Genomic DNA, 25034 nt, shown 5'->3' with positions numbered 1-25034 from the left:
CCACGTTCTGCACTGGTCCCGCTGGCGCCGCAGACGCCAACACCAGGCCCGGACCAGCCACTACAAGAGACGAGGCCACAGCCCAAGAGCTGAAGCCTCGTCAGGTTAAGCACCGTTGCAGTACTAGGACCTGCCGGGCTCACAGCTCGCCCAGCCCGGCCTCCTCCAGGTCCAGCGCGTGCTGCAACCCGGCCCGGGTGGCCTCGCTGATCCGGCGGTCGGCGTAGAGCCGGTGCAGCTCGGCACTCTCCACCGCGATCAGGTCCCGGCGCAGCCGGCGGTAGGCCAGCACGGTGGCCTCGTCCTCCGGCGGCTCCTCGTCGGAGAGCCGCAACCGGGCGTGGTCCAGCCGGGCCTCCAGGTCGCGCCGCATCCGGTCGGCCACCACCTCCTGCACCGCCTCCGCGTCCAGCAGCGACTCCAGCCGCTCCAGCGAGACCCGCAGCACCACCTTGGCGGCCCGCGCCTCCTCGCGCGCGGTGGCCTCCGGCTCCAGCGCGATGCCCGCGGCGCGCACCACCGGCGCGAGCGTGAAGCCCTGCACGATCAGGGTGCAGGCGACCACCGCGGTGGTGAGCACCAGGACCAGTTCCCGGTAGGGCATCGGCTGCCCGTCGGGGGCCAGCAGCGGCACGGTGAGCGCGGCGGCCAGCGGCATCACGCCGCGGGTGCCGGCCCAGGTCATCACCGCGGGCACCCGCCAGTTGACCGGCGGCCCGCCGGCGGCCGCCCGCCGCCGCTGCAGGAACATGGCCAGCGGGAAGACCCAGAACAGCCGGACCAGCAGCACCGCGCCGGCGATCAGCAGCGCCTGCCAGAACCAGCCCGACTCCGCGGCGTCCAGGTCGCGGATCATCCCCGGCAGCTCCAGCCCGATGACGGCGAAGACCACGCTCTCCAGCATGAAGACCACCGTGCGGTAGACGGCGTGCACCTGGAGCCGGATCCGGGCGTTGGTCAGCCGGTGGCCCTGGGCGCCGAGCACCACCCCGGCCACCACCACCGCGGTCACCCCGGAGGTGTGCAGGTCCTCGGCGACCACGTAGGCCGCGTACGGGGTGACCAGCGCGATCACCGTCTCCAGCACCGGGTCCTCGGTGCGCACCCGGATCGCCGCGACCACCGCGGCCGCCGCCCCGCCGACCGCGGCGCCGCCGCCGGCCAGCAGCAGGAACTGCCCGCCGGCCCCGGTGGGCGAGAAGGCACCCGCGGCGCCGGCCGTGCCCGCGATGCCGACCGCCACCTTGAAGAGCACCAGGCTGGTGGCGTCGTTGAAGAGGCTCTCGGACTGCACCAGGGTCTGCACCTTGGCCGGCAGCGAGAGCCGGCGGCCGAGCGCGGTGACCGCCACCGGGTCGGTGGAGGCGAGCACGGCGCCCAGCACGAAGGCCATCGAGACGGGCAGCGGGGTGAGCAGTGCCGCTATCGCGCCCACCACGAAGGCGCTGGCCAGCACCAGCCCGAGGGCCAGCACGGTGACCGGTTTCCAGACCGCGCGCAGCTCCCGCCAGGAGATCTCCTCGGCGGAGGCGTAGAGCAGCGGCGGCAGCACCGCGACGCTGATCACCTCCGGCGGCACCTGGAACCGCGGCACGAACGGCAGCAGCTCGACCAGCACCCCGGCCACCACCAGCAGCGAGGGCGCCGGGATGCTCCAGTGCCGGGCGCCGGTGGCCACCGCTGTCGCGAGGACCACCAGCAACAGGACCGTCGTGACTCCGCTCACCTCTGGTACGACCTCCGCTCGGGCTGATGGTATGAAGGGTCATTCTAGGAATGAGTGTCTGTCAGTGTCCGGGCCGTCCAGGACCGGGTGCTCGGGGAGGATTCGCATGATCCAGATGGTCGCCCGGCTGGTTCTCAAGCCGCTGGCCAGGGCCCTGTACCGGCCGACCGTCGAAGGACTGGCCAACGTCCCGCGCAAGGGCGGGGTGATCCTGGCCAGCAACCACCTCTCGTTCGTCGACAGCGTGGTGATCCCGCTGACCGCGCCGCGGCCGATCAGCTTCCTCGCCAAGGCCGAGTACTTCACCGGCAGCGGCTTCAAGGGCCGGCTGTCCAAGGCGGCGTTCCAGGCGATCGACGCGGTGCCGGTGCAGCGCGGCGAGGTGCACCTGGCGCAGGCGGCCCTCGACTCGGCGCTGGCGATCCTGGAGGACGGCAAGGCCTTCGGCATCTACCCCGAGGGCACCCGCTCGCTGGACGGCCGGCTCTACCGCGGCAAGACCGGCGTGGCCTGGCTGGCGCTGACCGCGGGCGTCCCGGTGGTGCCGGTGGCGCTGGAGGGCACCGAGGCGATCCTGCCGGTCGGCCGGAAGCGGCCCCGGCTGCGCAAGGTCACCGTCCGGTTCGGCGAGCCGCTGGACTTCTCCGAGCTGCACGGCCAGGCCCGCTCGGCCCGGGTCCGCCGCGAGGTCACCGACCAGGTGATGGCCGCGATCCGCGAGCTGTCCGGCCAGGAGCAGGCCGCGGTCTACAACGAGAGCCCCAAGGCCGCCTGAGCCGCCACCGGCTCCGGGCCCGGCGCCTCGACCCCGTCCTCGGCCGGCCCCTCCCGGCGCAGCAGCGCCGCGTAGCGGCCGCCGAGGTCGAGCAGGTCCTGGTGGCTGCCGAGCTCGACCACCCGCCCCGCGTCCAGCACCGCGATCTGGTCGGCCTGCCGGATCGTGGAGAGCCGGTGCGCGATGGTGATCGTGGTGCGGCCCACCGCCAGCGCGTCGATCGCCTGCTGGACGGCCCGCTCGGTCTGGTTGTCCAGCGCGCTGGTGGCCTCGTCCAGGATCAGCACCGGCGGGTTGCGCAGGATGGTGCGGGCGATCGCCAGCCGCTGCTTCTCGCCGCCGGAGAAGCGGTAGCCGCGCTCGCCGACCAGGGTGTCGTAGCCGTCCGGCAGGCCGGCGATGTGGTCGTGGATCTGGGCCGCCCGGGCGGCCTCGACCAGCTCGGCGTCGGTGGCGTCCGGCTTGGCGAAGCGCAGGTTGTCGGCGACCGAGGCGTGGAACAGGTAGGTCTCCTGGGAGACCACGCCGACCGCCGCCGCGATCGTCTCGAAGGCCAGCTCGCGCACGTCCACCCCGTCGATGGTGACCCGGCCGCCGGTGACGTCGTACAGCCGCGGCACCAGGTAGCTCAGCGAGGTCTTGCCGGAGCCGGTCTCGCCGACCAGGGCCAGCGAGCTGCCGGCCGGCACGGTGAGGTCGACCCCGGCCAGGGTGCCGGCCGGGCGCTCGGGGTCGTAGCCGAAGTCGACCCGGTCGAACCGGACCTCGCCGCGCACCGCGGGCAGCCGCACCGGCGCGGCCGGCTCGGCGATCTCCACCGGCAGGTCCAGGTACTCGAAGATCCGCTGGAACAGTGCCAGCGAGGTCTGCACGTCCACCCCGGTGGAGAGCAGCTGCACCGAGGGGCGGAAGAGCTGCTGCTGGAGCGAGACGAAGGCGACCAGGGTGCCGAGCGAGACGACCGGCGCGCCGCTGCTCGTGGTCAGCCCGGCCGCCCAGTAGATCACCGCGGGCATCGCGGACATCACGATCTGGATCACGTTCATCCGCCAGCGGCCGGCCATGCTGGCCCGCACCTCCAGCTCGGCCAGCTCGTCGCTCTGCTCGGTGAACTCGCGGGAGAGCGAGTCGGAGCGGCCCATGGTGCGGCCGAGCAGGATGCCGCTGACCGAGAGCGACTCCTGGACGGCCGAGGAGAGCCGGGCCAGCTGCTTCTGCCGCTCGGTGGTGATCTTGCGGCGCTCGTTGCCGACCCGGCGGCTGATCCAGACGAAGAGCGGGAGCAGCAGCAGCGAGACCACGGTCAGCCGCCAGTCGAGCGCGACCATGGCGACCACGGTGGCGACCACGCTGGTCAGGTTGGAGACCAGCGAGGTGGCGGTGGAGGTGACGGTGGACTGCATGCCGCCGATGTCGTTGGCGATCCGGGACTGCACCTCGCCGGTGCGGGTCCGGGTGAAGAAGGCCAGCGACATCCGCTGCAGGTGGCTGTAGACGCCGGTGCGCAGGTCGTGCATCACCCGCTGGCCGACCGTGGTGGAGATCAGCGTCTGCAGCACGTTGAAGACGCTGTTCACCACGGCGGCCGCGATCATGCCGAGCGCGAGCAGGGTGAGCAGGCCGGTGCGGCGCTGCGGGATGGCCACGTCCAGGGTCGCCCGGAGCAGGAACGGGGTGACCACCGAGACCACGGCAGAGGCCGCGACCAGCAGGCCGACGACCGCCAGCCGCCCGCGGTAGGGGCGGAACAGCCGCAGGATCCGGCGCAGCTGGGCGGGCGGGCGCGGCTCGCCCGGGGCTTGGGCGGGCGGCGTCCAGTCGATGGTGTCGGGCCTCACGGGACCTCCCTGACGGCGGCGACGGCATGAAGAGGATAGCTCATTGTTAGCAGACCTAATAATGAGCTATCCCCCACCCGCTATTCCCGCCGCCCCCGCTGCGGCCCGTACGTCCGCGCCGCCTTGCTGGAGAGCCCGCCGAGCCCGCCGGCCGGCAGCAGTCGGGCCAGCGCGACCACCGCCCTGTAGCGGCGGCTGGGCACCGACAGGCTGCGGCCGCGGGCCAGGTCGCGCAGCGCCTCGTCCACCACGCGCTCGGCCGACAGCCAGCCCCAGGCCGGCACGTTCTTGGTGCCCATGCCGGCCCGCTGGTGGAACTCTGTGCGGGTGAAGCCCGGGCAGAGCGCGAGCAGCCGCACCCCGCTGCCGCCCAGGTCGCGCGCCACGCCCTGGGTGAAGCTCACCATCCAGGCCTTGCTCGCGCCGTAGGTGCCGCGCGGCAGGAAGGCCGCCACCGAGGCCACGTTCACCACCGCGCCGAAACCGCGCTCGCGCATCCCCGGCACCGCGGCGCTGGTCAGCCGCAGCACCGCCTCGACGTGCACCTTGACCATCGCCAGCTCCTGCTCCAGCGGCGCGCTCAGGTAGCCGCCCTGGTTGCCGAAGCCCGCGTTGTTGACCAGGATCCCCACCGGCCGCTCGGCGTCGCGCAGCCGCTCCTCGACCGCGGCGATGCCCTCCTCGGTGGCCAGGTCGGCGGTGAGCACCTCGGCACGCACCCCGTAACGGTCGGCCAGCTCGGTGGCGGCCTCCTTGAGCCGCGCGGTGTCGCGGGCGACCAGCACCAGGTCCTGGCCATCCCGGGCCAGCCGGCGGGCGAAGGCGGCGCCGATACCGGCCGTGGCGCCGGTGATGAGAGCAGTTGTCATGGCGCGACCGTAGCTGGTCGGCGCACTGACGGGGAATCAGCCCCCGGGTCCGGGGGCCGGCCGGAAGGCGGCCGTCAGCCCTTCGCCTTGGCGGCGGCCGCCCGCTGCTTCAGCTTGGTCACCCGGCGCCGGTAGGCCCGGTGCACCCGCTGCAGCGCGACGAACTCCTCCATCCGGTCACCCAGGGTGAGCTGGTACTTGACCCGCAGCGGGGTGCGCAGGTCGCGGATCCGGTCGGTGCCGATCTCCCGCAGCAGCCGGCTGACGTGCTCCTGGTAGACGGCCCGGTAGGCGCGGTCGCCGTCCGGCACCCACCAGAAGAACATCGGGATCTCCTCGACCAGGCAGTTGTAGTCGTAGGAGCGCAGGTTGTCGCGGAACCGCTGCTCGGGGCGGGCGGTCAGCCACTCGCGGACCAGCTCCATCGAGCGGACCCGGTCGATCAGGCCGCGCGGGTTGGTCCGCCCCTGGGTGATCGAGGGGTCGTCCAGCTCGCGCTCGCGCCAGTGGTAGATGTGCTCGGAGAGCACGTCCACCGCCTCGGCCAGGTAGTGGTGCGGCACGCTGACCGGGGCGTCCTCGTACAGGATGCCCTCGGGGTAGCGGATGCCGGCCTCGTCGAAGAAGCTGCGCCGGTAGACCTTGTTCCACGCGGTGCGGTCGGTGACCAGCGGCGGCAGCTCGGTCACGTGGGTGCGCAGCCGGGTCTCCTTGAACGGCTTCACGTGCGCGCCGGACTGGTAGTAGCCGGTGGAGCGGAACCGCTTGACGTTGCCGCAGGCGAAATCGGAGCCGGTCTTGTCCAGCGTGCTGATCATCAGCTGGTAGGCCCCGGGCGGCAGCGAGTCGTCGCTGTCCACGAAGGCCAGGTACTCGGTGCCCGGGGTGAGGTTGCGCCAGCCGGTGTTGCGGGCCGCCCCCAGGCCCTGGTTGCGCTGGCGGACCAGCCGGAACCGGTGGTCCGCCGCCGCGTGGGCCTCGGCGATGGCGGCACTCGAATCGGTGGCGCCGTCGTCGACCATCACGCACTCGAAGTCGGTGAAGGTCTGCGCGGCGATCGAGTCGAGGCACTCCTTCAGGTAGCGCTCGACGTTGTAGATCGGGACGACGACGGAGAGGCGGGGGGCCATCGGCTGCGCGGGCCTTTCGACGATCTGGGGCGTGCGGTCGACCGGCGGCCGGCCACGCTGGGGAGCCGGCCGCGGTGCGATCCCGGCGATCCTACCGCCCGGCCCGACTCCCCCGGGCCGCCTCGTCCGCCGCTCCGCCGGCACCGACCGCGCGCAGCCGCGAGGCCGCGGTGGCCGCCAGCCGCGGCGCCAGCCGGGCCACCTCGCGGGAGCCGACCGTCGCGATCAGCGTCGGCAGCACCCAGCGCACCGGCTGCATGCCGCGCAGCCAGGCCTGGGCGTAGACGTGCGCGGAGCGGCGGGCGATGCCGGCCACCAGCCGGTCCACCGCGGGACCGATCGGATAGGTCTTGTTGGCCGGCCAGGGCAGGTGGGTGCGCATCTCGCGGAGCACCTCGTCCTGGTCGGCGCCGCGCACCATGTCGGTGTCGGTCCAGCTCAGGTAGCCGACGCCGACCTTGACGCCCTGGTGGGCGACCTCGGCGCGCAGCGAGTGGGCGAACGCCTCGACGCCCGCCTTGCTGGCGCAGTAGGCGCTCATCAGCGGTGCGGGGGTGATCGCGGCCAGCGAGGCGATCTGCAGCAGGTAGCCGCGGGTGCGGGTGAGCGCGGGCAGGAAGGCCCGGGCAGTGGTGACGCTGCCCAGCAGGTTGACCTCGATCACCCGCTGGTAGGCGGCCGGGTCGCTGTCCAGCAGCGGGCCTCCGATGGCGATGCCGGCGTTGGCCACCACGGTGTCGATCCGGCCGTAGTGCTCGGTGATCCGCTCGGCGACGGCGCTCAGCGCGACCAGGTCGGTGACGTCGGCCTCCCAGGCGGTGGCCTCCGGGCCGCACAGCTCGGCGGCCGCCTTCAGCTCGGCCGGTTCCAGGCCGACCAGGGCCACCCGGGCCCCGCGGTCGGCGAGCCTGCGGGCCATCAGGGCGCCCAGGCCCCGGGCGGCGCCGGTGACGACGACGACCTGGGCGTGCAGCGGCGGGGTGGTGGTCATCGGGCGTCCGTCCTTCCGGGGGTGTGCTCGAGCGCCGGCTCGGCGGCCGGCTGGGGCACGGCGGGCAGGTGGGTGGTGACCAGGCGGCGGATCTCCGCGCTGACCTCGGCGGGGCGCTCGACCGGGGCCATGTGGCCGGTGTCGGGCAGCTCCAGCAGGCCGTCGCAGGTCCGCAGCGCGGTGCGCATGGCGCGGGCGTGCACCGGCGGGGTGAGCTTGTCCCGGCTGCCGACCACGATCGCGGTGGGCGCCTCGATCATGGTCAGGCCCGGGCGGACGTCGAGGGTGCCGAGCACCCCGGCCCAGTGGCCGCGGACCGCGGTCGGGCACCGGTGCACGATCTCGGCGCAGGCCGCGACCTGCTCGGCGGTGGCGTGCGGGCCCATGGTGCCGTGCTTGAGCAGCGCCCTGGAGAGCGGGGTGACCGGGCCGAGCGGCAGCCTGGACTCCAGGACCGCACGGTGCAGCAGCCGGCGCAGCGCCGGGCGGCGGACCGCCGGCGGCACCAGCAGCAGGTGGTCGGTCAGCTCGGCCGGCCCGGTGCTGCAGAGCAGCACCGCCGCGGTCCGGGCGGCCACCGCGCCGCGGCCGCCGGCCGCCATGATGGTCATCCCGCCCATGCTGTGCCCGGCCAGCACGGCCTTCTCGCCGTCCGGCACCAGGCGGGTGACCACGGCCTCCAGGTCGTCGGCCAGCGCGGTGGTCGAGTAGCCGCCGCGGGTGGCGGGGACGTCGCTGCGGCCGTGGCCGCGCTGGTCGTAGGCGATCACCCGGTGGTCGTCGGCCAGCCGGTGCACCACCGGGGCCCAGAACGAGGTGTCGCAGGTCCAGCCGTGCGCCAGCACCACGGTCGGGGCGCCGGCCGGCCCGAACACCTCGGCGTTCAGCCAGCTGCCGTCGGCGGAGCGGACCCGGACCCGCTCGGCGGGCGCGGGCAGCACGAACTCTGCCCCGGTCTGCGATGCGCTCATACGGCGGCCTCCTGCTTGGTCGCGGCGGCCGGCGCCTGGCGCTTGATCAGGTCGTACTCGGTCAGGTCGAGGCGGCGAGTGGCGCGGCGGAAGGCGCTGGTGGAGCCGGGCCACAGGGTGGTGTTCTTGCCGTCCTCGGTCAGGTACCAGCTGCGGCAGCCGCCGGTGGTCCAGACGGTGCGCTCCATCCGGTGCTGCAACCGCTGGTTCCAGTGCCGCTGGGCCCGTTCGGTGGGCTGCAGCGCGGTGGCGCCCAGCGAGCGCAGCGTGCCGAGGGCGTCGATCAGGTAGTTCAGCTGGGACTCGATCATCAGGATCATCGAGTTGTTGCCGAGCCCGGTGTTCGGGCCGATCACGAAGAAGAGGTTGGGGAAGCCGCGCACGGTGGAGCCGCGCAGCGCCGCCATCCCGTCCTTCCACTCCTCGGCCAGGCTCTGGCCCTCGGCGCCGAAGACGCGGCTGCCGATCGGCATGTCGGTGACGTGGAAGCCGGTGGCGAAGATGATCACGTCGGCCTCGAACTCGGTGCCGTCGGCCGCCACCAGGGTGGAGCCGCGCACCTCGCGCAGGCCGGAGGCGATCACCTCGCTGTTGGGTGCGGCCAGCGCCGGGTAGAAGGTGTGGCTGAGCAGGATCCGCTTGCAGCCGATCCGGTAGTCCGGGGTGAGCTTGGCGCGCAGCGCCGGGTCGGCGACCTGCCGGGCCAGGTGCCGCTCGGCCAGCCGCTGGACCAGCTTGAGCACGCCCGGGCGGCGCACGAAGGCGTCCACCTGGAGCTCGCGGACGGCGAAGAGCGCACCCCGGCGCAGCGCGGTGGTGACCGGCAGCGCGCGGTGGATCCGCTTCTCCAGCTCGCTGATCTCGCGGTCCATCTTGGGCAGCACCCAGCCGGGGGTGCGCTGGAAGAGCGCGAGTCGGGCGACCTTCGGCTGGATCGACGGCACGATCTGGACCGCGGAGGCGCCGGTGCCGATCACCGCGACCCGCTTGCCGGTCAGGTCCAGCTCGTGGTCCCAGCGGGAGGAGTGGAAGACCTGGCCGGGGAAGGCGTCCAGGCCCGGCAGGTCGGGGACCTGCGGGTCGGAGAGCGGTCCGGTGGCGGAGACCACGGCGTCCGCGGTCCACTCCCCGCGGCTGGTGGTGACCCGCCAGCGGGTGTGCGCCGGCTCCCAGCGGGCCTCGGTCACCTCGTGGTTCAGCCGCAGGTGCGGGCGCAGCCCGTAGGTGTCGGTGACCCGCTCCAGGTAGGCGCGGATCTCCTGCTGGCCGGAGAAGCTGCGCGGCCAGTCGGGGTTGAGCGCGAAGGAGAAGGAGTAGAGGTGCGAGGGCACGTCGCAGGCGCAGCCGGGGTAGCTGTTGTCCCGCCAGGTGCCGCCGACCGAGTCGCCCCGCTCCAGGATCACGAAGTCGGTGATGCCGGCCCGGCGCAGCCGGACGCCGGCGCCGATGCCGCCGAAGCCCGAGCCGATCACGGCCACCGCGACGTGCGGGGCCTCGGTCCGGTCCGTGGCGGTCCGGTCGGTGGCGGTCCGGTCCGTGGCGGTCCGGTCCGTGGCGGCCGCGCCGGACGATTCCGCTGCCGGTCGGGGGCGCTGCTGGGGAGTTCGGGCTGCCATCCGGCGGGTCCTCTCTGCTGGGTGCGCGACGGTGCTGCTGGTGCCTGGCCCAGTGGAGCGCTGCCGGCCTCCACTACGCTAACCGTGCCAGTATTCACTGGCACGATCGGCAGGTTAGCCCCTGCCGGCAGTTCGCGGAAGAAGCCGGACCAGGCGACTTTTGGCTCCGCCCGCGCGCCCTATGCTGGGCCGCGTGGCGGAGATCGAGAGCGCGGAGCGCGACGGCGCAGGTCCCGAGCCGGCCGGGGCGGCCGAGGCGGCCCGGCGAGACGGCGGCGGGCCGCGCGAGTACCGGGTGGCCGAGCTCGCGGCGGCTGCCGGTATCACCACCCGCACGCTGCGCTTCTACCGCGAACGCAAACTGCTGCCACCACCGCGCAAGGACGGCCGGATCGCCTGGTACGGCGAGGCCCACCTGGCCCGGCTGCGGGTGATCGGCGAACTGCTGGAACGCGGCCACACCCTCGGCGGCATCGCCGAGCTGATCGGCGCCGGCGAGCGCGGGGCCGAGGTGGCGGAGCTGATCGGCCTGGAGGCGGCGATCACCGCGCCCTGGTCGGACGAGACGCCCACCTCGCTCAGCTGGACCGAGCTGACCGCGGCCTTCGGCGACCAGCTCACCGAGGCCAACACCGTCGAGTCGCTGGCCCAGGGCTACATCACCGTCACCGAGGACGGCATCACCCACGTCAGCCGCCGACTGCTGGACGCCACCCTCGCACTGCTCCACGAGGGCATCCCGCTGGCCGCCGTACTGGACGCCAGCCGCAAGGCGCAGGAGTACGCGGACGCGGTGGCCGAGGTCTTCGTCGGCCTGATCCGCGACCAACTGCTGGGCGCCCTGGCCGACGACCGCCCGCTGGCCCCGGGCGAGGCGACCCTGCTGACCGAGCAACTGACCCGGATCCGCCCCCTGGCCCGCACGGTGGCCGACGCCCAGTTCGGCCTGGCCCTGGACCGCCGCGTCCACGCCGAGTACGACGAGGCCCTGCGCCGCCGGCGTTAGAGCGTGTCCCTCAGGCCCGCGGTCGAGCCCGCGACGGGACGCAGCAGGTCGAGGACGTGGGTCCAGCTGTACTCGCCTCGCCCGCCGCCGGCCTTGGGCTTGTGGGGGACGTAGTCGCCGATCAGGACGCCCATCGACCGGAGCCGGGCCAGGCTCTCCCCGTACGCGGGGTGGGCGGCCTGGGCGGAGTTGACGTAGGGCTGGACGGCCACGGGGATGCCGAGGCCGTACGCCTCGCAGAGGATGCCGAGCGCGAGGGTGTCGGAGATCCCGGCGGCCCACTTGTTGATGGTGTTGAAGGTAGCCGGGGCGACGGCGATCGCGTCGGCCGGGGGCAGCGGCTGGGGGATGCTCGGCGTGCGCCAGCCGGAGCGGATCGGGTAGCCGGTCTGGGCTTCGACGGCTTCCTGGTCTATGAATCCGAGCCCGTTCGGGGTCGCGATCACGCCGACTCCCCAGCCCTCGGCATGGGCAGCGGTGATCAGTTCGCTCACTCCGTCGGCGATGCCCGACGCGCAGACGACGACGTAGAGGAACGGCTCGCGGTGCTCGGTCAAACCCGGACTCCCAACTCCTGGCAGAAACGGCGAAGCTCCGGGACGGCGCCGCGCCGGTCGCGAGCAGCCATGTCACCGGCCAGCTCGAGCACGCTGGGCCGTCGGCGGATGTCCTCCGAGGCACAGCTCTCCGCGATCCTGAGCGCTTTGTATCCCTCGGCCAGTCTGCCCTGCTGGCTGTAGGCCCGTGCAGCCTCCACCCACAGTGCCGCCCGGCGCTCGGGGACCGGGATGCGCCTGCGCATCAGGGGCTGGGCGGCTTCCAGCGCCGTTCCCGCGTCGCCGAGGACGACCGAGGCGCTCACCGAGTGGAGCGCGACGTTGGTCGGACTGAAGTTCGCCCAGGCTTCGGGGCCGTCGAGGTCGACGTAGCGCGCGACCTCCTGGGCCTCGGCGAGGAACTCGGCGGTGGTGGCGCGGTCGCCGCCGGCGCTCGCTGCCGTAACGCCGCGAAGGAGCATAAGCCCCAATGCGGCGAGGTACTCGGGCGAGCGCCGGTCGTAGCTGCCGGAGAGTCGGTCGGTGGTGTGCCGGATGAGGGTGACGGCGGACGCGGTGTGCCGGTCGCGCGCGAGGACGTGCGCCTGGACGCGGACGCTGGAGGCCATCACCACAGGGTCGGCGCTCCGCTCGGCCTCGGTCATGGCACGGCCGACCGCGAGCCAGGCGTTGCCGTGGTCGCCGAGCTTGAGCAGCAGGCTGACCGCGGTCTGGTACGCCGTCGCGAGGAGGCCGGACAGGATCTGCTCACCGCTGCGGGAAGCGTCCTGGGCCTGGCGAAGGTCGGCGATCAGTGGCGGCAGCGCGCCTTCGAGTTCGGCGTACCGGCAGGTGTAGAAGAGCCTCCGGGCCCGGGAGAGCCGGGCCGCGAGTGCGGCCTGGGGTTGTGGCGCGTGCTCGACTGGAACAGGGCCGGGCAGCAGCGCCTGGACCAGCTCCATCCCCACCCGGGGACGGGGCGTCGGGGTCGTGAGCGCGGCGACGCTCGCGGCCAGGAAATTGCGACGGTGCATGTCGTCCGTCCTGCTGTCCGCACTGGTGTGGGAGGACAGGCCGAGGCTTCCCAGCGGGATGTCGAGCACGGCTGCGACAGCGCGCAGGACGTCGATGTCCTGCGTCCCCCTGTCGCTCTCCAACCGGCTGATCTTGGACTGGTGGTAGCCCAGTTCGGCGGCCACGTCCGCCTGTGACCGACCGCTCAACACTCGTGCGCGGCGGATCACCTCTCCGGTCCCACCCGCAGCGAAGCGTCCTCCGGCCGTCCGCGACATGGCTTCTCCTACCCATGCTGATCCTGCCTGGCGAGCCGAGCGTAGCCGCACCAGGACAACTCGTCATGCACGATCTGCATCGACCATGCACGCGGAGCCCATGCCCTAACCATGGTGCATCGAAGTGGAGTTGTCTGGTCATCAGCAGCTCGACCACCCTCGCAGCTTGCCGTTCCCCGCTCCCGCAGGCACACCGGCCGGGCAGTGACCGGCCCGGTCGCCCTTTCCCCCGGGGCGACCGGCCCAATCCCACGCGACACAACCGCATCTGCCCTACCTCAACTCGGCGCTACGGAAGGATGGATGGATGAGCGACTGGGAGTTCGTGAAGGACAGGACCGCCACCCAAGGCGCGGTATGGCGGTCGGCCGATGGCCTGCTCTACAAGCGGACCGGCGGCGAGGACCTGCGGGCCGAGACCGAGTTCCAGCAGTTGGCCGCCAGTCTGGGCTACCCGGTGCCGGAGATCGTCGACAGCGGCTCGGAGAACGAGAGCTACTTCGTCATCGAGCGCGCCATCGGCGACAGCTCGCTGCACGAGGAGGCACTGGCCGACGCCAGGCAGGACGGTCAGGTCAGCTACCAGGTGATCAGCACGGCGGCGGCCGTCGCATCGAAGCTCCTGCAGGCCCAGGCGAGGCACCCCCTCCCCGCCACGCCGTGGTTCGAGAAGGCGGCCTTCGCGGCCGAGGTCTTCGAGGAGAACCCGGACCTCGACACCCCGCGCGTCCACGAGGCGGTCAAGCACGCCCTCGGCCGGCTGGCCCAGCTCCCGATGGTGCACGGACATCTCGACTACGGCCTGCCCAACGTCCTCCAGGCCGGCGTCATCGACTGGCAGCACCACGGACCGGTCCCGCTCGGCTACGACGTTTACCCCGCGCTCGACATCGTGGCCTTCAAGGGCGGCGGCAAGGGCTACAGCATCACCCCGGAACAGCGCGCCGCCTACACCGGCGCACTCGACGAGACCACCGCATCCCTGATCGGGCAGCGGGTGAGCGAGCACCTGGGCGACTTCCTGCTCGTCAAGTGTTTCTTCTTCCTCGCCCTCATGCGGCCCACCGACCCCACGCGGCACGACAAGCACATCAAGTGGCAGTACCGCCGCACCCTCTTCACGATGGGACTTGATCAGTATGAGTCGTCCAACGCGATCGACACCGGCACCTTCCCCACTCTGGAACGGTTCACCGCTGAACACCGGTAGGCCGGTTCCCACCGTTCGCGACCGCGACTACCTGATGGACCACCACGGAGTCGTCTTCAAGGTCATCGGCGACAGCCACCCCGGCAGTCACTACCTCGGCTACGTCAAGTACCACCCTGACGAGAAGGGCGACCGTCGGCTCTTCGACCGGACCTACCGGCAGAACAGCGTCGTGTCGAAGTCCTTCGGCATCCTCGCCGGCAGGCCGGAGTGCTACGTCTACTCCGACACCCTCGGCTGCGTCATCACCGGCATCCCGCGCGAGGACGTGGCCGTCCACTACTCCTGCCGCCAGGCCCTCGCCGCCATCCACGAGGACCCCGGCGCGGTCGCCGACAACCCGGCCGGCAAGGACCTCCTGGCGATCACCGAGTGGATCACCGCGAACGAAGCCCAGGGCCTGATCGGCGTCACCGGCTCCTTCCTCGTCGGCTGCTTCAACGAGCGCTCCGACATCGACCTCGTCTGCTACGGACCCGAGGGCTACCAGGCCGCCCAGGAGCTCTTCCAGCAGACCGACCTGATCCGACCGTACGACGGAGACGACCTCACCCGGCTGTACATCCGCCGGGCCAAGTACATGGAGGGCAGCTCATTCGACGCCCTCATCAAGCAGGAACGCCGCAAGCTCCAAGGGCTCACCGCCAACGCCGGCGCGCACATCAACTGCGAACCCATCCGCTCCGACCGCGACAAGACCTTCGCCCGGATCTCCTCCAAGGAGATCGGCGAGATCTCGCTCCTCGCCAAGATCACCGACCACGCCGAGGGTCTCACCACCCCGGCCGTCTACGGGATCAAGGTCAAGACCATCCTCAGCTCGACCATCGACGAGGCCGATTCCTTCGCCCGCCGGATCACCCACATGCGCTCGTACCTCGGCGCCTACACCGGCGCCTTCAGGTCCGGCGACACCGTGCACCTGTCCGGCAAGCTCGTCCACACCCAGGACGGCGAACACAGCGGCTTCGGCATCGAACTCACCCCCTGGACCGTCAGCGGTTCCTACGTCGCCAACCTCGCCGGATAGGAGCCTCGTCTTGCCCCTGCTCGTCATCCGACACGCCGAGTCCGTCGAGAACGCCGACAAGTACAACGGCTTCTACCAGGACCCCCGCCCGTACAGCGGAGCCGCTGCCCATGCCATCTCCCGCACCATCGTCGGCCTGACACCGCGCGGCTTCCGGCAGGCCCAGTGGCTCGCCGAGGTCCTCCCACAGCTCGCGGGCTCCGAGCTGCACGTCTACACCTCGACCTACCGCAGGGCGATCGACACCGCCGCGATCGCCCTGCCAGCCCTCCCCGATGGCTGGCCCCAGCAGACCGCGCTCCTGGACGAGCAGCACTACGGCGACGCCACCTACATGACCAAGCGCGAGCTCTACGACAGCTACCCCTCACTCGCCGAGGACCGCCGCCTGCGCAAGCACATCTGGACCGCGCCGGGCGGCGGCGAGTCGCTCGCGGAGGGCGTGCTCAAGCGGGCCGCCGAGTTCGCGGCCCTCGCCCAGGCTGAACTCCAGGAATCGCGCACCGTTGTCGCCTTCACCCACCAGACCGCCGCGGTAGCCCTTCGATCCCTGCTCGAATCCTGCACCTTGACCGAGATCCTCACCGAGGAGCGGAAGGGCAAGATGCCCAACGCCGCGATCCTCCACTACGAACTGCGAGACGGCCGGTTCACCAGGACGGGAACCACCACCCCGCCGATCTAGGAGGAGCCCGTGCGACACCTGTTCCTCAACGGGCCCGTCCAGAACGGCCCCTTCACCTTCGACACCCACCCCGGCAAAGCCGTGGGCATCCGCCTCGCCGCCGCACTCAACGCCATCCTGGGCTTACCACCCGCACCCCACGTGTGGAACACCGTCACCCTCGCCGGAGACCTCCGCCACCGCCAGGCCGCTGGCCCGATGATCCCTCGCCAGCGGTTCGAGGCCGACCTGATTGCCGCCAAGTACACGTCCGGCCAGTCCCCGGTCGCCGGCATCCTGACCGACACCGACGCGGAGGTCGCCAACCTCGCACAGGAGATGATCGAGAACAACCTCCGCGCCGGCACCCTCACCATCAGCCGCGAGACCGTCCCCACCTGCCGGGCTTGCGGTCATATGACCGGCACCGGCAACCACCCCTGCAACGCCTGCGGCAGCACCGACACCGAGGGCCGCACGGGCCACCACCTCGTCGCCGAACTCGCGAAGGACCGCCCCGCTCTCGACCGCTCGGACATCCACGCCAGCCACCGCAAGCGGCCCAAGCACCTCCAGCACACCGCCGGCAATGTCGCCGAGCGGCTGATCCTCTCTCGAACCCGCGACCACGGCATCGACCTCTCGCCGCTCGGCCTCAACGGCCTCGTCCTCGACCCACGGGCCGGCATCCACGCCACCGTCCTGGCCGCGGCCCGAAGGCACGAAGCGGACACGGCCGTCATGACCGTCACCGAGAACGCGGCCAATCACATCGCCGCCCATGGTCAGCACTTCCGCCAACACGACGGCGCCCGGCTTCGGTACGCCCTGCACGGCCACCTCCCGTACGACCACACGGAAAGCCTGCAGCCGCTGCACGAGGCGTACCGCACCACGCAAGCGATCAAGGACGGCTTCGAGCAATGGTTCCTTCCACTCTTTGCCCTGCGGACCAAGACCGCGACGCGCCCGGACCAACTGCCATCGCTCTTCAAGCAGTACATGCGGGCACACCTTGCCAGGCCTGTTGCGGCAGACGGAGCCGTCCTTGAAGCCGTACAGCGCTCGGTCTCCGTCGGCGACACCGAATGGATCACGAACAAGCAGGCACTGGCCAACGTGATGGCCACCCGGATGGCAGTACCGGTGTCCGCTCCAGGGATCTGACGCGCGGCTCCGAAAATCCCTCTCAGGCACCCTCTAGCCTTGGAGGATCATACGATTACCCTCCGTAGGCGGCTGATCATAGGGTCGAAGCACCCGCGAATGATCGCCTGCTGGGTCGGCGACGGGGAGGCGGGCATCCCGAGCCGGTCCGCCTGGGGGCAACGAAGGCGCATGAGTGCCGTCGCCAAGTTCCGCACCACCCTCGATCTGACCGGCGCCCCGGTGCTCGCCTGGTCCTTCCTCGGCCGGTTGCCGGCTGCGATGTGCCCGATCGGCACGCTGCTGATGGTCAGCCAGCAGACCGGCAGCGTCTGGCGCGGCTCGGCCGTGGCCGGCGCGCTGGCGCTGGGTCAGGCCTCCGGCGGCCCGTTGCTCGGCCGGGTCGCCGACCGGCGTGGGCAGCGCCGGGTGGGACTGGCCGCCGCCGCGGTCAACACGCTGGCGCTGCTCGCGCTGGTGGCCACCTCGCTGCGCGGGGCCGCGCTCGACTGGCAACTGCTGCTCGCGCTGCTGGCCGGCCTCTCGGTGCCGCTGGTCGGTCCGCTCTCCCGCAGTCGCTGGCTCCACCTGGCCGGTGGGGACGGTGAGCGGGTCTCCGCCGCGCTCTGGCTGGACGGCCTGATCGACGAGATCGGGTTCACCAGCGGCCCGGCCCTGGTCGGGCTGCTCGCCGCCCTGGTCGCACCGGCCGCAGGCCTGCTGCTGGCGGCCGCCCTGGTCGGCGGCTGCGCCACGCTCTTCGCCCTGCACCCGACCGCCGCCCCGGGCAGCGGCACCGCCCGCACGGGCACCGCCCGCACCAACGCACCCCGCACCAACCCACCCCGCCGCCTGCTCAGCGTGCCCTACGGGCTGCTGCTGGCCGGGATGGCCCTGCTCGGGGTGAGCTTCGGCTCGATCCAGGTCGGGGTCACCGCGACCACCGGGCACCTGGGCCACGCCGGGGCGGCCGGCCTGGTCTACGGGCTGATGGGCGGAGTGAGCGCCTGCTCCGGGGTGGCGATGGCCGCGCTGCCGGCCCGCTTCGAGCTGCCCACCCGGCTGCGCGCCGGCACCGTGCTGCTGCTCGGCGCCTCGCTGCTGCTCCCGCTGCTCGGGCACTCGCTGGGCGGCCTGACCGTGGCGGTGGGCTGCGTCGGGCTGGCCGTCGCGCCCCAGATGATCACCATGTTCGGCCTGGTCGAGCGGACCGTGCCGAGCGCCCGGCTGGGCGAGGCGATGGCCGGACTGGTCAGCAGCATCACGCTGGCCCAGTCCGCCGGCACGGTGGTGGCCGGCTGGGTCGCCACGGCGGGCGGGCCCGGGGCGCCGTTCCTGGTCACCTGCGGTGCGGCGGGGGCGGCACTGCTGCTGGCGGCCACCACGGCGAGCGAGCAGCGCTACCGGCGGCCGGAGGCGGTGCTGTCGGCGGCCTGATGAGGGGCCCGGGCGGATCGGAGGGCGGCGTGCCCGGCCTGGGCGGATCGCAGGGCGGCGTGGCGGGCGGCGTGCTCGGCCCGCGGCCCGGCGAAGCTCCCCTACAGGTCCCAGCTGCGCTCCGCCGCCCAGCGCTCCATGGTGTGCCAGCGCACCTCCGGGAACTCCCGGTGCAGGCCCTCGACGTCCACCTGGAGGCCGACCTCGCGGAAGTGGCGGAACATCGCCGCCAGGTCCGCCGAGTAGCCCTCGACCACCGAGATCGGGACCTCCTCGACGGCGACCGGCCGCCCGACCGCCGCGCCGATCGCCGCCGCCTGCCGGGCCGGGGTGGACCACTGGCCCGCGAGGTCGATCCGGCGGCCGGCGAACCGCTCCGGCCGGGCGAGGGCGAGGGCGGCGACGGCGCCGATGTCCGCCGCCGCGATCACCGGCAGCGGGTGGTCGACCGGCAGCGGGTAGCCGAACACGCCCCGGCGCAGCGACTGCAGGGTCCACTCGCCGGCGCAGTTCTCCAGGAAGACGCCGGGCCCGAGGACCGTCCAGCTCGGCCCGAGCGTGTGCAGGTGCTGCTCGATCAGCCACTTGCTCTCGAAGTGCGGGATGCCGGTGCCGCGGTCGGCGTTGGCCGCGGAGGTGAGGACCACGTGGCCCACGCCCGCGGCGGCGGCCGCGTCCAGCAGGGCGATGCCCTGCCGGGTCTCGACGGCGCAGTCGGTGCCGAACGGGGTGGACATCGCGAAGAGGCCGCTCGCGCCGGCGAGTTCGGCGCGCAGCGTGGCGGGGTCGTCGAAGTCGGCCCGGACCACCTCGGCGCCCAAGGCGCGCAGTTCGACCGCGGCGGGCGCGTTCGGGTCGCGGGTCAGGGCGCGGACCGGCAGGTCGGCCCGGAGCAGGGCGCGCGCGGCGGCCCCGCCCTGCGCACCGGTGGCACCGGTGACGGCGTAAAGTTCCTGTGTCATGCAGACAACCGTAGGACGAGTATCTGCGTGACGCAAATAATTTCCGGGTCCGGCCGACCACCGAACCCGCCCGAGAGCCCGAGAGACCTAGAGACCCGAGAGAGGGGTTGCCCACCGTGAGCCCGAGCCGCGAGGACCTGCTGACCCGGCTGCGCGCCGAGTCGCGCCGCTACGTCGCCTCCTACGTGCTGTTCAACCAGGCGATCGCCGACCACCTCGGCCTGCACCCCACCGACGTGCAGTGCCTCAACCTGCTGTCGCTGGAACCCGGCCCGGTCAGCACCGGGCAGATCGCCGAGCTCACCGGGCTGACCAGTGGCTCCGCCACCCGCCTGGTGGACCGGCTGGTCAAGGCGGGCTACGTGAGCCGGGTCCGGGACGACCAGGACCGCCGCAAGGTCCTGGTCCACCTGGTGCCGGCGGCCATGGCCGGTTTCGGCGAGCTGTGGCGCGACCTGAGCACCGGTTGGGAGGAGCTGTTCACCGGCGACAGCGAGGCGGAGCTGGCGCTGCTGATCCGGCACATGCGGCGCACCACCGAGCTGAGCCACCGCCAGATCGCCTACCTGGCCGAGCGCCCGCGCCCCGCCCCGCCCGTGCCGCCGGCGCCCGCACCGCCGGCCTGACCCGCGGCGGACCCGGGCCCGCGCCCCGACCCATCCCGATCGGACCCTGGCTCGGGTGCCGCTCGCCCCTCGGGGCCGACCGGTGCCCGGTGCGGGTCGGACCGGATCAAGCGTGCGAAAGTGGTAGCCGAGCGAAGGGAGCAGAGCGGCGTGCTCATGGAGAAGGTGGCCGAGATCCTCGCCGAGGCGTCGGCGGAGGCCGTCGAGCCGCGGTTCCGGGCGCTGGCCGCCGGCGAGGTGATGGAGAAGGCCCCGGGCGATGTGGTCACCGTCGCCGACCGGGAGGCCGAGGCGATCATCTCCCGCCGCCTGCGCGAGCTGCTACCCGTGCCGGTGGTCGGTGAGGAGGCGGTGGCCGCCGACCCGGCGCTCGCCCGCGCGCTGCACAACGAGCGCGCCTGCTGGCTGGTCGACCCGGTCGACGGGACCGCCAACTTCATCGCCGGCCGCCCCGACTTCGCGGTGATGGCCTCGCTGGTCCGGGACGGCGAGGCGGTGGCCGCCTGGATCTGGCAGCCGATGCGGCGCACCGCGTACGCCGCCGAGCTGGGCGCCGGCACCTGGCGCAACGGCCGCCCGCTGACCCGGCAGCCGGCCGGCCCGGACCCGGCGCGGTGGCGCGGCTCGGCCAAGTCCTACCTGCGCCTGGGCCGCTTCCCCGGGCTGGCCGACGAGCCCACCGCCTTCGGCGAGCTGACGACGGGTCGGCGCTCGGCGGGCATGGAGTACCCGCAGATCGTCGACGACGAGCTGGACTTCCTGGTCTACTGGCGCACCCTGCCCTGGGACCACGCCCCCGGCTCGCTGCTGGTGCGCGAGGCCGGTGGCGTCTCGGCCCGGCTGGACGGCTCGCCCTACCGTGCCGACCCGCCCGGTGGCGAGGACGGCCTGCTGGTCGCCTGCGACCCGCAGACCTGGGAGCGGGCGCGGGCGATCCTGCTCGGCCTGGAGGGCTGACCTCCAGGCCGCCGCCCGCCCCGCCCCGGGCCGGCCGGGTCAGCCCACCGGCCGGTCAGCCCGTCAGCCCGTCAGCTCGTCACCAGAGCACCGGCAGCCGCTCCGGCAGCCGCTTGATGAAGCCCGGCCGCCAGGCCAGCTGCTCGACCGGCAGCGCCAGCCGCAGCCCGGGCAGCCGCTGCACCAGGGCGGTCAGCGCGATCTCGGCATGGGTGCGGCCGAGCGCGGAGGCCGGGCAGAAGTGCTGGCCGCCGCCGAAGGCGAGGTGCGGGTTCTCCGCCCGGTCGAAGTCGATCTTCTGCGGCTCCGGGAAGACCGCCGGGTCGTAGTTGGCGCCCTCGATCAGCACCAGCACCAGCTCGCCGGCCTTGATCTCCACCTCGCCCACCGTGACGTCGGCCAGCGCGATCCGGGGCAGCGCGTCGCCGATCGAGAGGTTGTAGCGGAGCAGCTCGTCGACCGCGCGCCCGATCACGGCGGGCTCGGCGCGCAGCCGGTCGGCCAGCTCGGGCTGCCGGGCCAGCGCGATGATCGCGTGCAGCAGGAAGGAGGAGGTGCTCACCGCGCCGGCGCCGAAGAGCGAGAGCGCGACGGTGGCCAGCAGCTCGTCGCTCACCTGGTCCGAGACGTCCGGCGACCGGCGCAGCTGGACGAACCGGCCGAGCAGGCCCTCGGTGGGCGCGGGGTCGGCGTTCAGCTGCGCCCGCATGTAGTCGAGGTCCTTGTACCAGTTGGGGGTGGAACCCTCGAACGGCTGCGGGCTGGTGATGAAGGCGACGTCGATGCCGCTCATCAGCCGCCGCCACTCGTCGGTGGGGATGCCGAGCAGCCGGCAGTGCAGCGCGGCCGAGTACGGCTCGGTGAACTGGTCGCGCAGCTCGGCGGGGCTCCCGTGCGCGATGACCCGGTCCAGCAGCTCGTGGGCCTGCGCCTCCAGCCAGCCGGCCAGCTCCTTGTCGGCCCGCGGCGAGAGGGTCTTCATCACCGCGTTGCGCAGCCCGGCGCTGTTGATGTTGCCCATGTTGTTGACCACCTCGGGCGGGATGGTCAGCGCGTACTGGCGCGGCACGCCCGGGTTGGCGGTGTCCCTGAGGCTGAACCGCTCGTCCTCCAGGACCTGCTTGGCCAGCCGGTGGTTGCTCACCAGCCAGGCCTCGTCCCCGGTCATGGTGCGCACCCGGGCCACCGGCTGCTCGGCGCACAGCCGTTCGACCTCGGCGGGGAGCACGTCGCCGCGCCGGTCGAGCGGGAAGGTGGGCAGGTCGGCCCGGGTCGGCGTACTGCTGGTCATGAAGTCGGTGCTCCTTGGGATGTGGATGACGGTACGGTCGGTCGGTGGCCCGGATCGGGCCCGGTCAGGCGGCCAGTTGCTCGGCCGGCCGCTCGGCCGACTGCTCGGCCGGCGGCTCGCCGCCCGCGCCGGTCGGGTGCGGCCGGACCACGGCGTAGCCCTGCGCGGGGACCGCGCGCAGCCCCTCGTCACGCCCGAACAGCACGGGGGTGAGCGGGAGTTCGAGGTGGTAGCAGGAGATCGAGCTGGGCCGGCCGAGCAGCGCCGGGGTGTCCAGGAAGAAGGGCAGCTCGGCGCAGATGTAGCGCAGCCCGGCGGCCAGTTGCTCCGCGCCGGCCGCGGTGTCGGCGGGCAGCCGGGCGCCCAGGAAACCGCGGGCCATGCCCTCGGCGGCCTCCCGGAAGACCGGGTCCTCCAGCAGCGCCCGCTCGGCGGCGGCGTGCAGCCGCCGGTAGGCCGGCTCGGCCCGGAAGTCGGAGAGCGCGTGCACCCCGACCGCGGAGCGGCCGGACTCCTCGACCCCGCGCTCGATCCGCCGGGCGGTGGCCTTGACCTCCTTGGCGGCCCGGCGGCCGGCGTGTTCCGGGGTGTAGCCGAGCGCCTCGAACTGCGCGTCGACGTGCAGGTCGGCGTAGACGACGTCCACCGCGTCGAAGAACTCCCGGCCCCAGCCGACCAGTTCGGCGATCCGCCGGGCACTGAAGTAGCTGTTGCCCGGGCTCACCCCGATCAGCAGGTGGTCGCCGCGCTCCCAGAGCGCACGGCAGCGGTCGGAGAAGGGCTGTACCTGGTACGGGCTGGGCTTGGTGCTCATGAGCGAGTCGCTCATTCCGCGGCCTCCGCGTCGCATGGCTGCGCGCACCGGTGGCCGGTGGGCGCAGCAAATCAGGGGACAAGACGAATCAGGGACAAGACAGGGACGAGCAGCGCGAGGGACGCGTCGGCGTCGTGCGCCCGGCCGACGGGGGCGCGAGCGGGCGCAGCGTCGAGCCGCCCGCCCGGGCAGCCCGACGCGCACTCGGCTGACCGCCGGCACCCGCCGACGGCTATTGACGTGCGTTCATCGAAATGTGACGCTGAATTCACGCCGGCGGAACTCGGCAGCAGCGTGGCCGGGCCACGCGGTGCGGTCCATTCCGGGCGGAAGGGTCAGATTCTCGGGTCGGCGCGGAACTCCGCGATTAAGGCCGGCGCCGCCTCGACCAGGGGGGCGCCGTCGGGGGTGGCCACCACGGACGCCGGGGCCGTCGCCGGCCGCGCCCGATCGCTACGACACGCTGCAGCCACCGCGGATTCGCGGTTGCGCATGACGGGTCCCCCTTGTGCCGCTAGTCCCTGGGAGCCGTGTGCTCCCGGTGTGGCGGCGACTACTAGACGTTATCGCCGCCGGTCCCGAGCTTCGCAACCATTGGCCCCCGGTTGGCGAAAAAATGCTCCAGGCACGGCCGAAAATAGTCCCCCGGCACCGCACCCGTGCCACCTCCTCACGCATTTCCCAGGCTTTCCCGGGAGTTCCGAGAATCCGCTTTCCGGAAATGCTCACGGAGGGTCACCGATATGTGGTTTTCTCCAGCTCCGTCAGCCGATTTCCGGCCCCGCACTGTGGCCCGCGCCGGACCCCCAGCGGGCCTCGCCCGCCTCGAGTTCCCGGCCGGCCGTGACGACCAGGTCGAGCAGCCCGGCCAGTTCGGACTCGGTGGTGTGCGGATTGAGCAGGGTGAGCTTCAGCCGGAGCAGACCGGCCGTCACTCCCGGTGCCCGGGGCAGCAGTTCGGTGCGGCCCAGTACCGCCCGGCCGCCGGCCAGCAGCCGGCGGCGCAGCTCGGCGTTGAAGGCGTCCACGGCGACCGGGTCGGCGCGCAACGCGGGGTCCGCGGGCAGCGCCCGGAAGAGCACGCTGGTCAGCAACGGCTCCCCGGACAGCTCCAGCTCGGGCCGCTGCCGGATCCCGGCCGCCGCCGCCAGCGCCAGCGCGTGGCAGCGGTCCACCAGCCGGCCCAGGCCCGCCCGGCCCAGGGTGCGCAGGGTCACCGCGATCGGGAAGGCGTCGGCCCGCCGGGTGGTGCGCAGCGAGCGGCCGAGCAGGCTGGGGTAGCCGGCCGCCTCGTCGTCGGCCGGGTTGAGGTAGGCCGCCCGGCGGGCCAGCGAGCCGTAGCTCTCGGCCCGGCGGACCAGGAAGATCCCGGCGGCCACCGGCTGCCAGCCCAGCTTGTGCCAGTCCAGCGCCACCGAGTCGGCCCGGGCCAGGCCGTCCAGCAGGGGCGCCAGCCGGTCGGAGAGCAGCGCGCCACCGCCGTAGGCGGCGTCCACGTGCAGCCAGGCACCGTACTCGGCGGCCAGGTCGGCGCAGCGGTGCAGCGGGTCGATCGCCCCGGTGTCGGTGGTGCCGGCGGTGGCCACCACGGCCAGCGGGGTCTCCCCCGCCGCCCGGGCCGCCGCCAGCGCCGCGGCCAGCGCTTCGGGGTCCATCCGCTGGTCCCGGTCCACCTCGACCGGCACCACCGCCCGCTCGCCGAGGCCGAGCACCGCGGCGGCCCGCTGGATCGAGAAGTGCGCCGCCCGGGAGGCGAAGATCCGCGGGCGGCAGGCGGGGTCGACGCCGTCCAGCTCCACCTGACCGGGCAGCAGCTGGTCGCGGGCCAGCATCAGGCCGAGCAGGTTGGACTCGGTGCCGCCGGAGGTGAGCACCCCGGCGGCCCGCTCCGGCCGGTAGCCGACCAGCGCGGCGAGTTCGGCCAGCAGCTCGGTCTCCAGCACGGTGGCGGCCGGCGCCTGGTCCCAGGAGTCCAGCGAGGGGTTGAGCGCACTGACCGCGAGGTCGGCGGCGACCGCGACGGCCAGCGGCGGGCAGTGCAGGTGGGCGGCGCAGGCGGGGTCGGCCGGGTCGGCGGCGCCGTGCGCGAGCAGCTCGGTGAGCGCGATCAGCGCGCCGGCGTCGGTGGGCGCCGCGGCCGCGGCGGG

The 25034-nt window shown here is 73.1% G+C and carries 22 protein-coding genes; 9 read left to right on the top strand and 13 right to left on the bottom strand.

What is annotated here, in order from left to right; genetic code table 11:
- Positions 1-139: 139 nt before the first annotated feature.
- Positions 140-1726, bottom strand: coding sequence for a Na+/H+ antiporter (locus tag ACQRUO_RS29795; RefSeq protein WP_428319207.1), 1587 nt, complete (start codon positions 1724-1726; stop codon positions 140-142).
- Between the two features lie 106 nt (positions 1727-1832).
- Between ACQRUO_RS29795 and ACQRUO_RS29790 the strand changes: the two genes are divergently transcribed.
- Positions 1833-2501 (top strand): lysophospholipid acyltransferase family protein, encoded by a 669-nt coding sequence (locus ACQRUO_RS29790; protein WP_428319206.1) that lies wholly within the window; start codon positions 1833-1835, stop codon positions 2499-2501.
- On the opposite strand, the gene ACQRUO_RS29785 is transcribed toward ACQRUO_RS29790, so the two are convergent.
- The 6 genes from ACQRUO_RS29785 to ACQRUO_RS29760 all read right to left on the bottom strand — a co-directional run bounded on the left by ACQRUO_RS29785 (position 2474) and on the right by ACQRUO_RS29760 (position 9916).
- Positions 2474-4339 carry an ABC transporter ATP-binding protein gene (locus ACQRUO_RS29785; RefSeq protein WP_428319205.1) on the bottom strand — a complete coding sequence of 622 codons (1866 nt, stop codon included), beginning with the start codon at positions 4337-4339 and terminating at the stop codon, positions 2474-2476. The two genes, ACQRUO_RS29790 and ACQRUO_RS29785, sit on opposite strands and share 28 nt — an antisense overlap.
- Before the next feature lie 80 nt (positions 4340-4419).
- Positions 4420-5208: an SDR family NAD(P)-dependent oxidoreductase gene (locus ACQRUO_RS29780; RefSeq protein ID WP_428319204.1), complete on the bottom strand. Its 789-nt coding sequence runs from the start codon at positions 5206-5208 to the stop codon at positions 4420-4422.
- 74 nt (positions 5209-5282) lie between these two features.
- Positions 5283-6338 carry a glycosyltransferase family 2 protein gene (locus ACQRUO_RS29775; protein ID WP_428319203.1) on the bottom strand — a complete coding sequence of 352 codons (1056 nt, stop codon included), beginning with the start codon at positions 6336-6338 and terminating at the stop codon, positions 5283-5285.
- Positions 6339-6429: 91 nt separating this feature from the next.
- Complete coding sequence (locus ACQRUO_RS29770) at positions 6430-7329, bottom strand: SDR family oxidoreductase (RefSeq protein WP_428319202.1); 900 nt, start codon at positions 7327-7329, stop codon at positions 6430-6432.
- Positions 7326-8300 (bottom strand): alpha/beta fold hydrolase, encoded by a 975-nt coding sequence (locus ACQRUO_RS29765; protein WP_428319201.1) that lies wholly within the window; start codon positions 8298-8300, stop codon positions 7326-7328. Before ACQRUO_RS29765 ends, ACQRUO_RS29770 begins: the two co-directional genes overlap by 4 nt.
- The gene (locus ACQRUO_RS29760) at positions 8297-9916 is read right to left on the bottom strand and encodes a flavin-containing monooxygenase (protein WP_428319200.1); all 1620 of its coding nucleotides are present in this window, start codon (positions 9914-9916) and stop codon (positions 8297-8299) included. The genes ACQRUO_RS29765 and ACQRUO_RS29760 overlap by 4 nt, the downstream gene beginning before the upstream one ends.
- Positions 9917-10109: 193 nt before the next feature.
- Between ACQRUO_RS29760 and ACQRUO_RS29755 the strand changes: the two genes are divergently transcribed.
- Positions 10110-10922 (top strand): MerR family transcriptional regulator, encoded by an 813-nt coding sequence (locus ACQRUO_RS29755; protein ID WP_428319199.1) that lies wholly within the window; start codon positions 10110-10112, stop codon positions 10920-10922.
- Here ACQRUO_RS29755 and ACQRUO_RS29750 read toward each other — a convergent pair.
- Positions 10919-11479 (bottom strand): flavoprotein, encoded by a 561-nt coding sequence (locus ACQRUO_RS29750; RefSeq protein WP_428319198.1) that lies wholly within the window; start codon positions 11477-11479, stop codon positions 10919-10921. The genes ACQRUO_RS29755 and ACQRUO_RS29750 overlap by 4 nt on opposite strands.
- The gene (locus tag ACQRUO_RS29745) at positions 11476-12750 is read right to left on the bottom strand and encodes a helix-turn-helix domain-containing protein (protein WP_428319197.1); all 1275 of its coding nucleotides are present in this window, start codon (positions 12748-12750) and stop codon (positions 11476-11478) included. Before ACQRUO_RS29745 ends, ACQRUO_RS29750 begins: the two co-directional genes overlap by 4 nt.
- Before the next feature lie 307 nt (positions 12751-13057).
- Between ACQRUO_RS29745 and ACQRUO_RS29740 the strand changes: the two genes are divergently transcribed.
- The 5 genes from ACQRUO_RS29740 to ACQRUO_RS29720 all read left to right on the top strand — a co-directional run bounded on the left by ACQRUO_RS29740 (position 13058) and on the right by ACQRUO_RS29720 (position 18237).
- Entirely contained in the window at positions 13058-13960 is a 903-nt protein-coding gene (locus ACQRUO_RS29740) for a phosphotransferase (RefSeq protein ID WP_428319196.1), read from the top strand.
- 34 nt (positions 13961-13994) lie between these two features.
- A complete protein-coding gene (locus ACQRUO_RS29735) occupies positions 13995-14990 on the top strand; it encodes a nucleotidyltransferase domain-containing protein (protein ID WP_428319195.1) in 996 nt (331 codons plus the stop codon).
- Between the two features lie 10 nt (positions 14991-15000).
- Positions 15001-15675 (top strand): histidine phosphatase family protein, encoded by a 675-nt coding sequence (locus ACQRUO_RS29730; protein WP_428319194.1) that lies wholly within the window; start codon positions 15001-15003, stop codon positions 15673-15675.
- 9 nt (positions 15676-15684) lie between these two features.
- Positions 15685-16821, top strand: coding sequence for a hypothetical protein (locus ACQRUO_RS29725; RefSeq protein ID WP_428319193.1), 1137 nt, complete (start codon positions 15685-15687; stop codon positions 16819-16821).
- Between the two features lie 171 nt (positions 16822-16992).
- Positions 16993-18237 carry an MFS transporter gene (locus tag ACQRUO_RS29720; RefSeq protein ID WP_428319192.1) on the top strand — a complete coding sequence of 415 codons (1245 nt, stop codon included), beginning with the start codon at positions 16993-16995 and terminating at the stop codon, positions 18235-18237.
- 101 nt (positions 18238-18338) lie between these two features.
- Here ACQRUO_RS29720 and ACQRUO_RS29715 read toward each other — a convergent pair whose 3' ends face one another.
- A complete protein-coding gene (locus tag ACQRUO_RS29715) occupies positions 18339-19199 on the bottom strand; it encodes an NmrA family NAD(P)-binding protein (RefSeq protein WP_428319191.1) in 861 nt (286 codons plus the stop codon).
- A gap of 116 nt (positions 19200-19315) precedes the next feature.
- On the opposite strand from ACQRUO_RS29715, the gene ACQRUO_RS29710 reads away from it, so the two are divergent.
- Both ACQRUO_RS29710 and ACQRUO_RS29705 read left to right on the top strand, forming a co-directional pair.
- Positions 19316-19825, top strand: a complete 510-nt coding sequence (locus ACQRUO_RS29710) for a MarR family winged helix-turn-helix transcriptional regulator (RefSeq protein WP_428319190.1) — start codon at positions 19316-19318, stop codon at positions 19823-19825.
- A 156-nt stretch (positions 19826-19981) separates the two neighbouring features.
- Positions 19982-20782 (top strand): inositol monophosphatase family protein, encoded by an 801-nt coding sequence (locus tag ACQRUO_RS29705; protein ID WP_428319208.1) that lies wholly within the window; start codon positions 19982-19984, stop codon positions 20780-20782.
- Between the two features lie 79 nt (positions 20783-20861).
- Here ACQRUO_RS29705 and ACQRUO_RS29700 read toward each other — a convergent pair whose 3' ends face one another.
- The 3 genes from ACQRUO_RS29700 to ACQRUO_RS29690 form a co-directional block, all read right to left on the bottom strand.
- Positions 20862-22073, bottom strand: coding sequence for a cytochrome P450 (locus ACQRUO_RS29700; protein WP_428319189.1), 1212 nt, complete (start codon positions 22071-22073; stop codon positions 20862-20864).
- A 64-nt stretch (positions 22074-22137) separates the two neighbouring features.
- The gene (locus ACQRUO_RS29695) at positions 22138-22902 is read right to left on the bottom strand and encodes a tRNA-dependent cyclodipeptide synthase (protein ID WP_428319188.1); all 765 of its coding nucleotides are present in this window, start codon (positions 22900-22902) and stop codon (positions 22138-22140) included.
- 749 nt (positions 22903-23651) lie between these two features.
- On the bottom strand, positions 23652-25034 hold a 1383-nt coding region (locus ACQRUO_RS29690), incomplete at its 5' end, for a pyridoxal phosphate-dependent decarboxylase family protein (protein ID WP_428319187.1).

The sequence above is a fragment of the Kitasatospora sp. LaBMicrA B282 genome, from assembly GCF_050325825.1.
Lineage (GTDB): Bacteria > Actinomycetota > Actinomycetes > Streptomycetales > Streptomycetaceae > Kitasatospora.
Note: the sequence above shows the minus strand (reverse complement) of the source record. Positions and strands in the feature narration are given on the sequence as shown.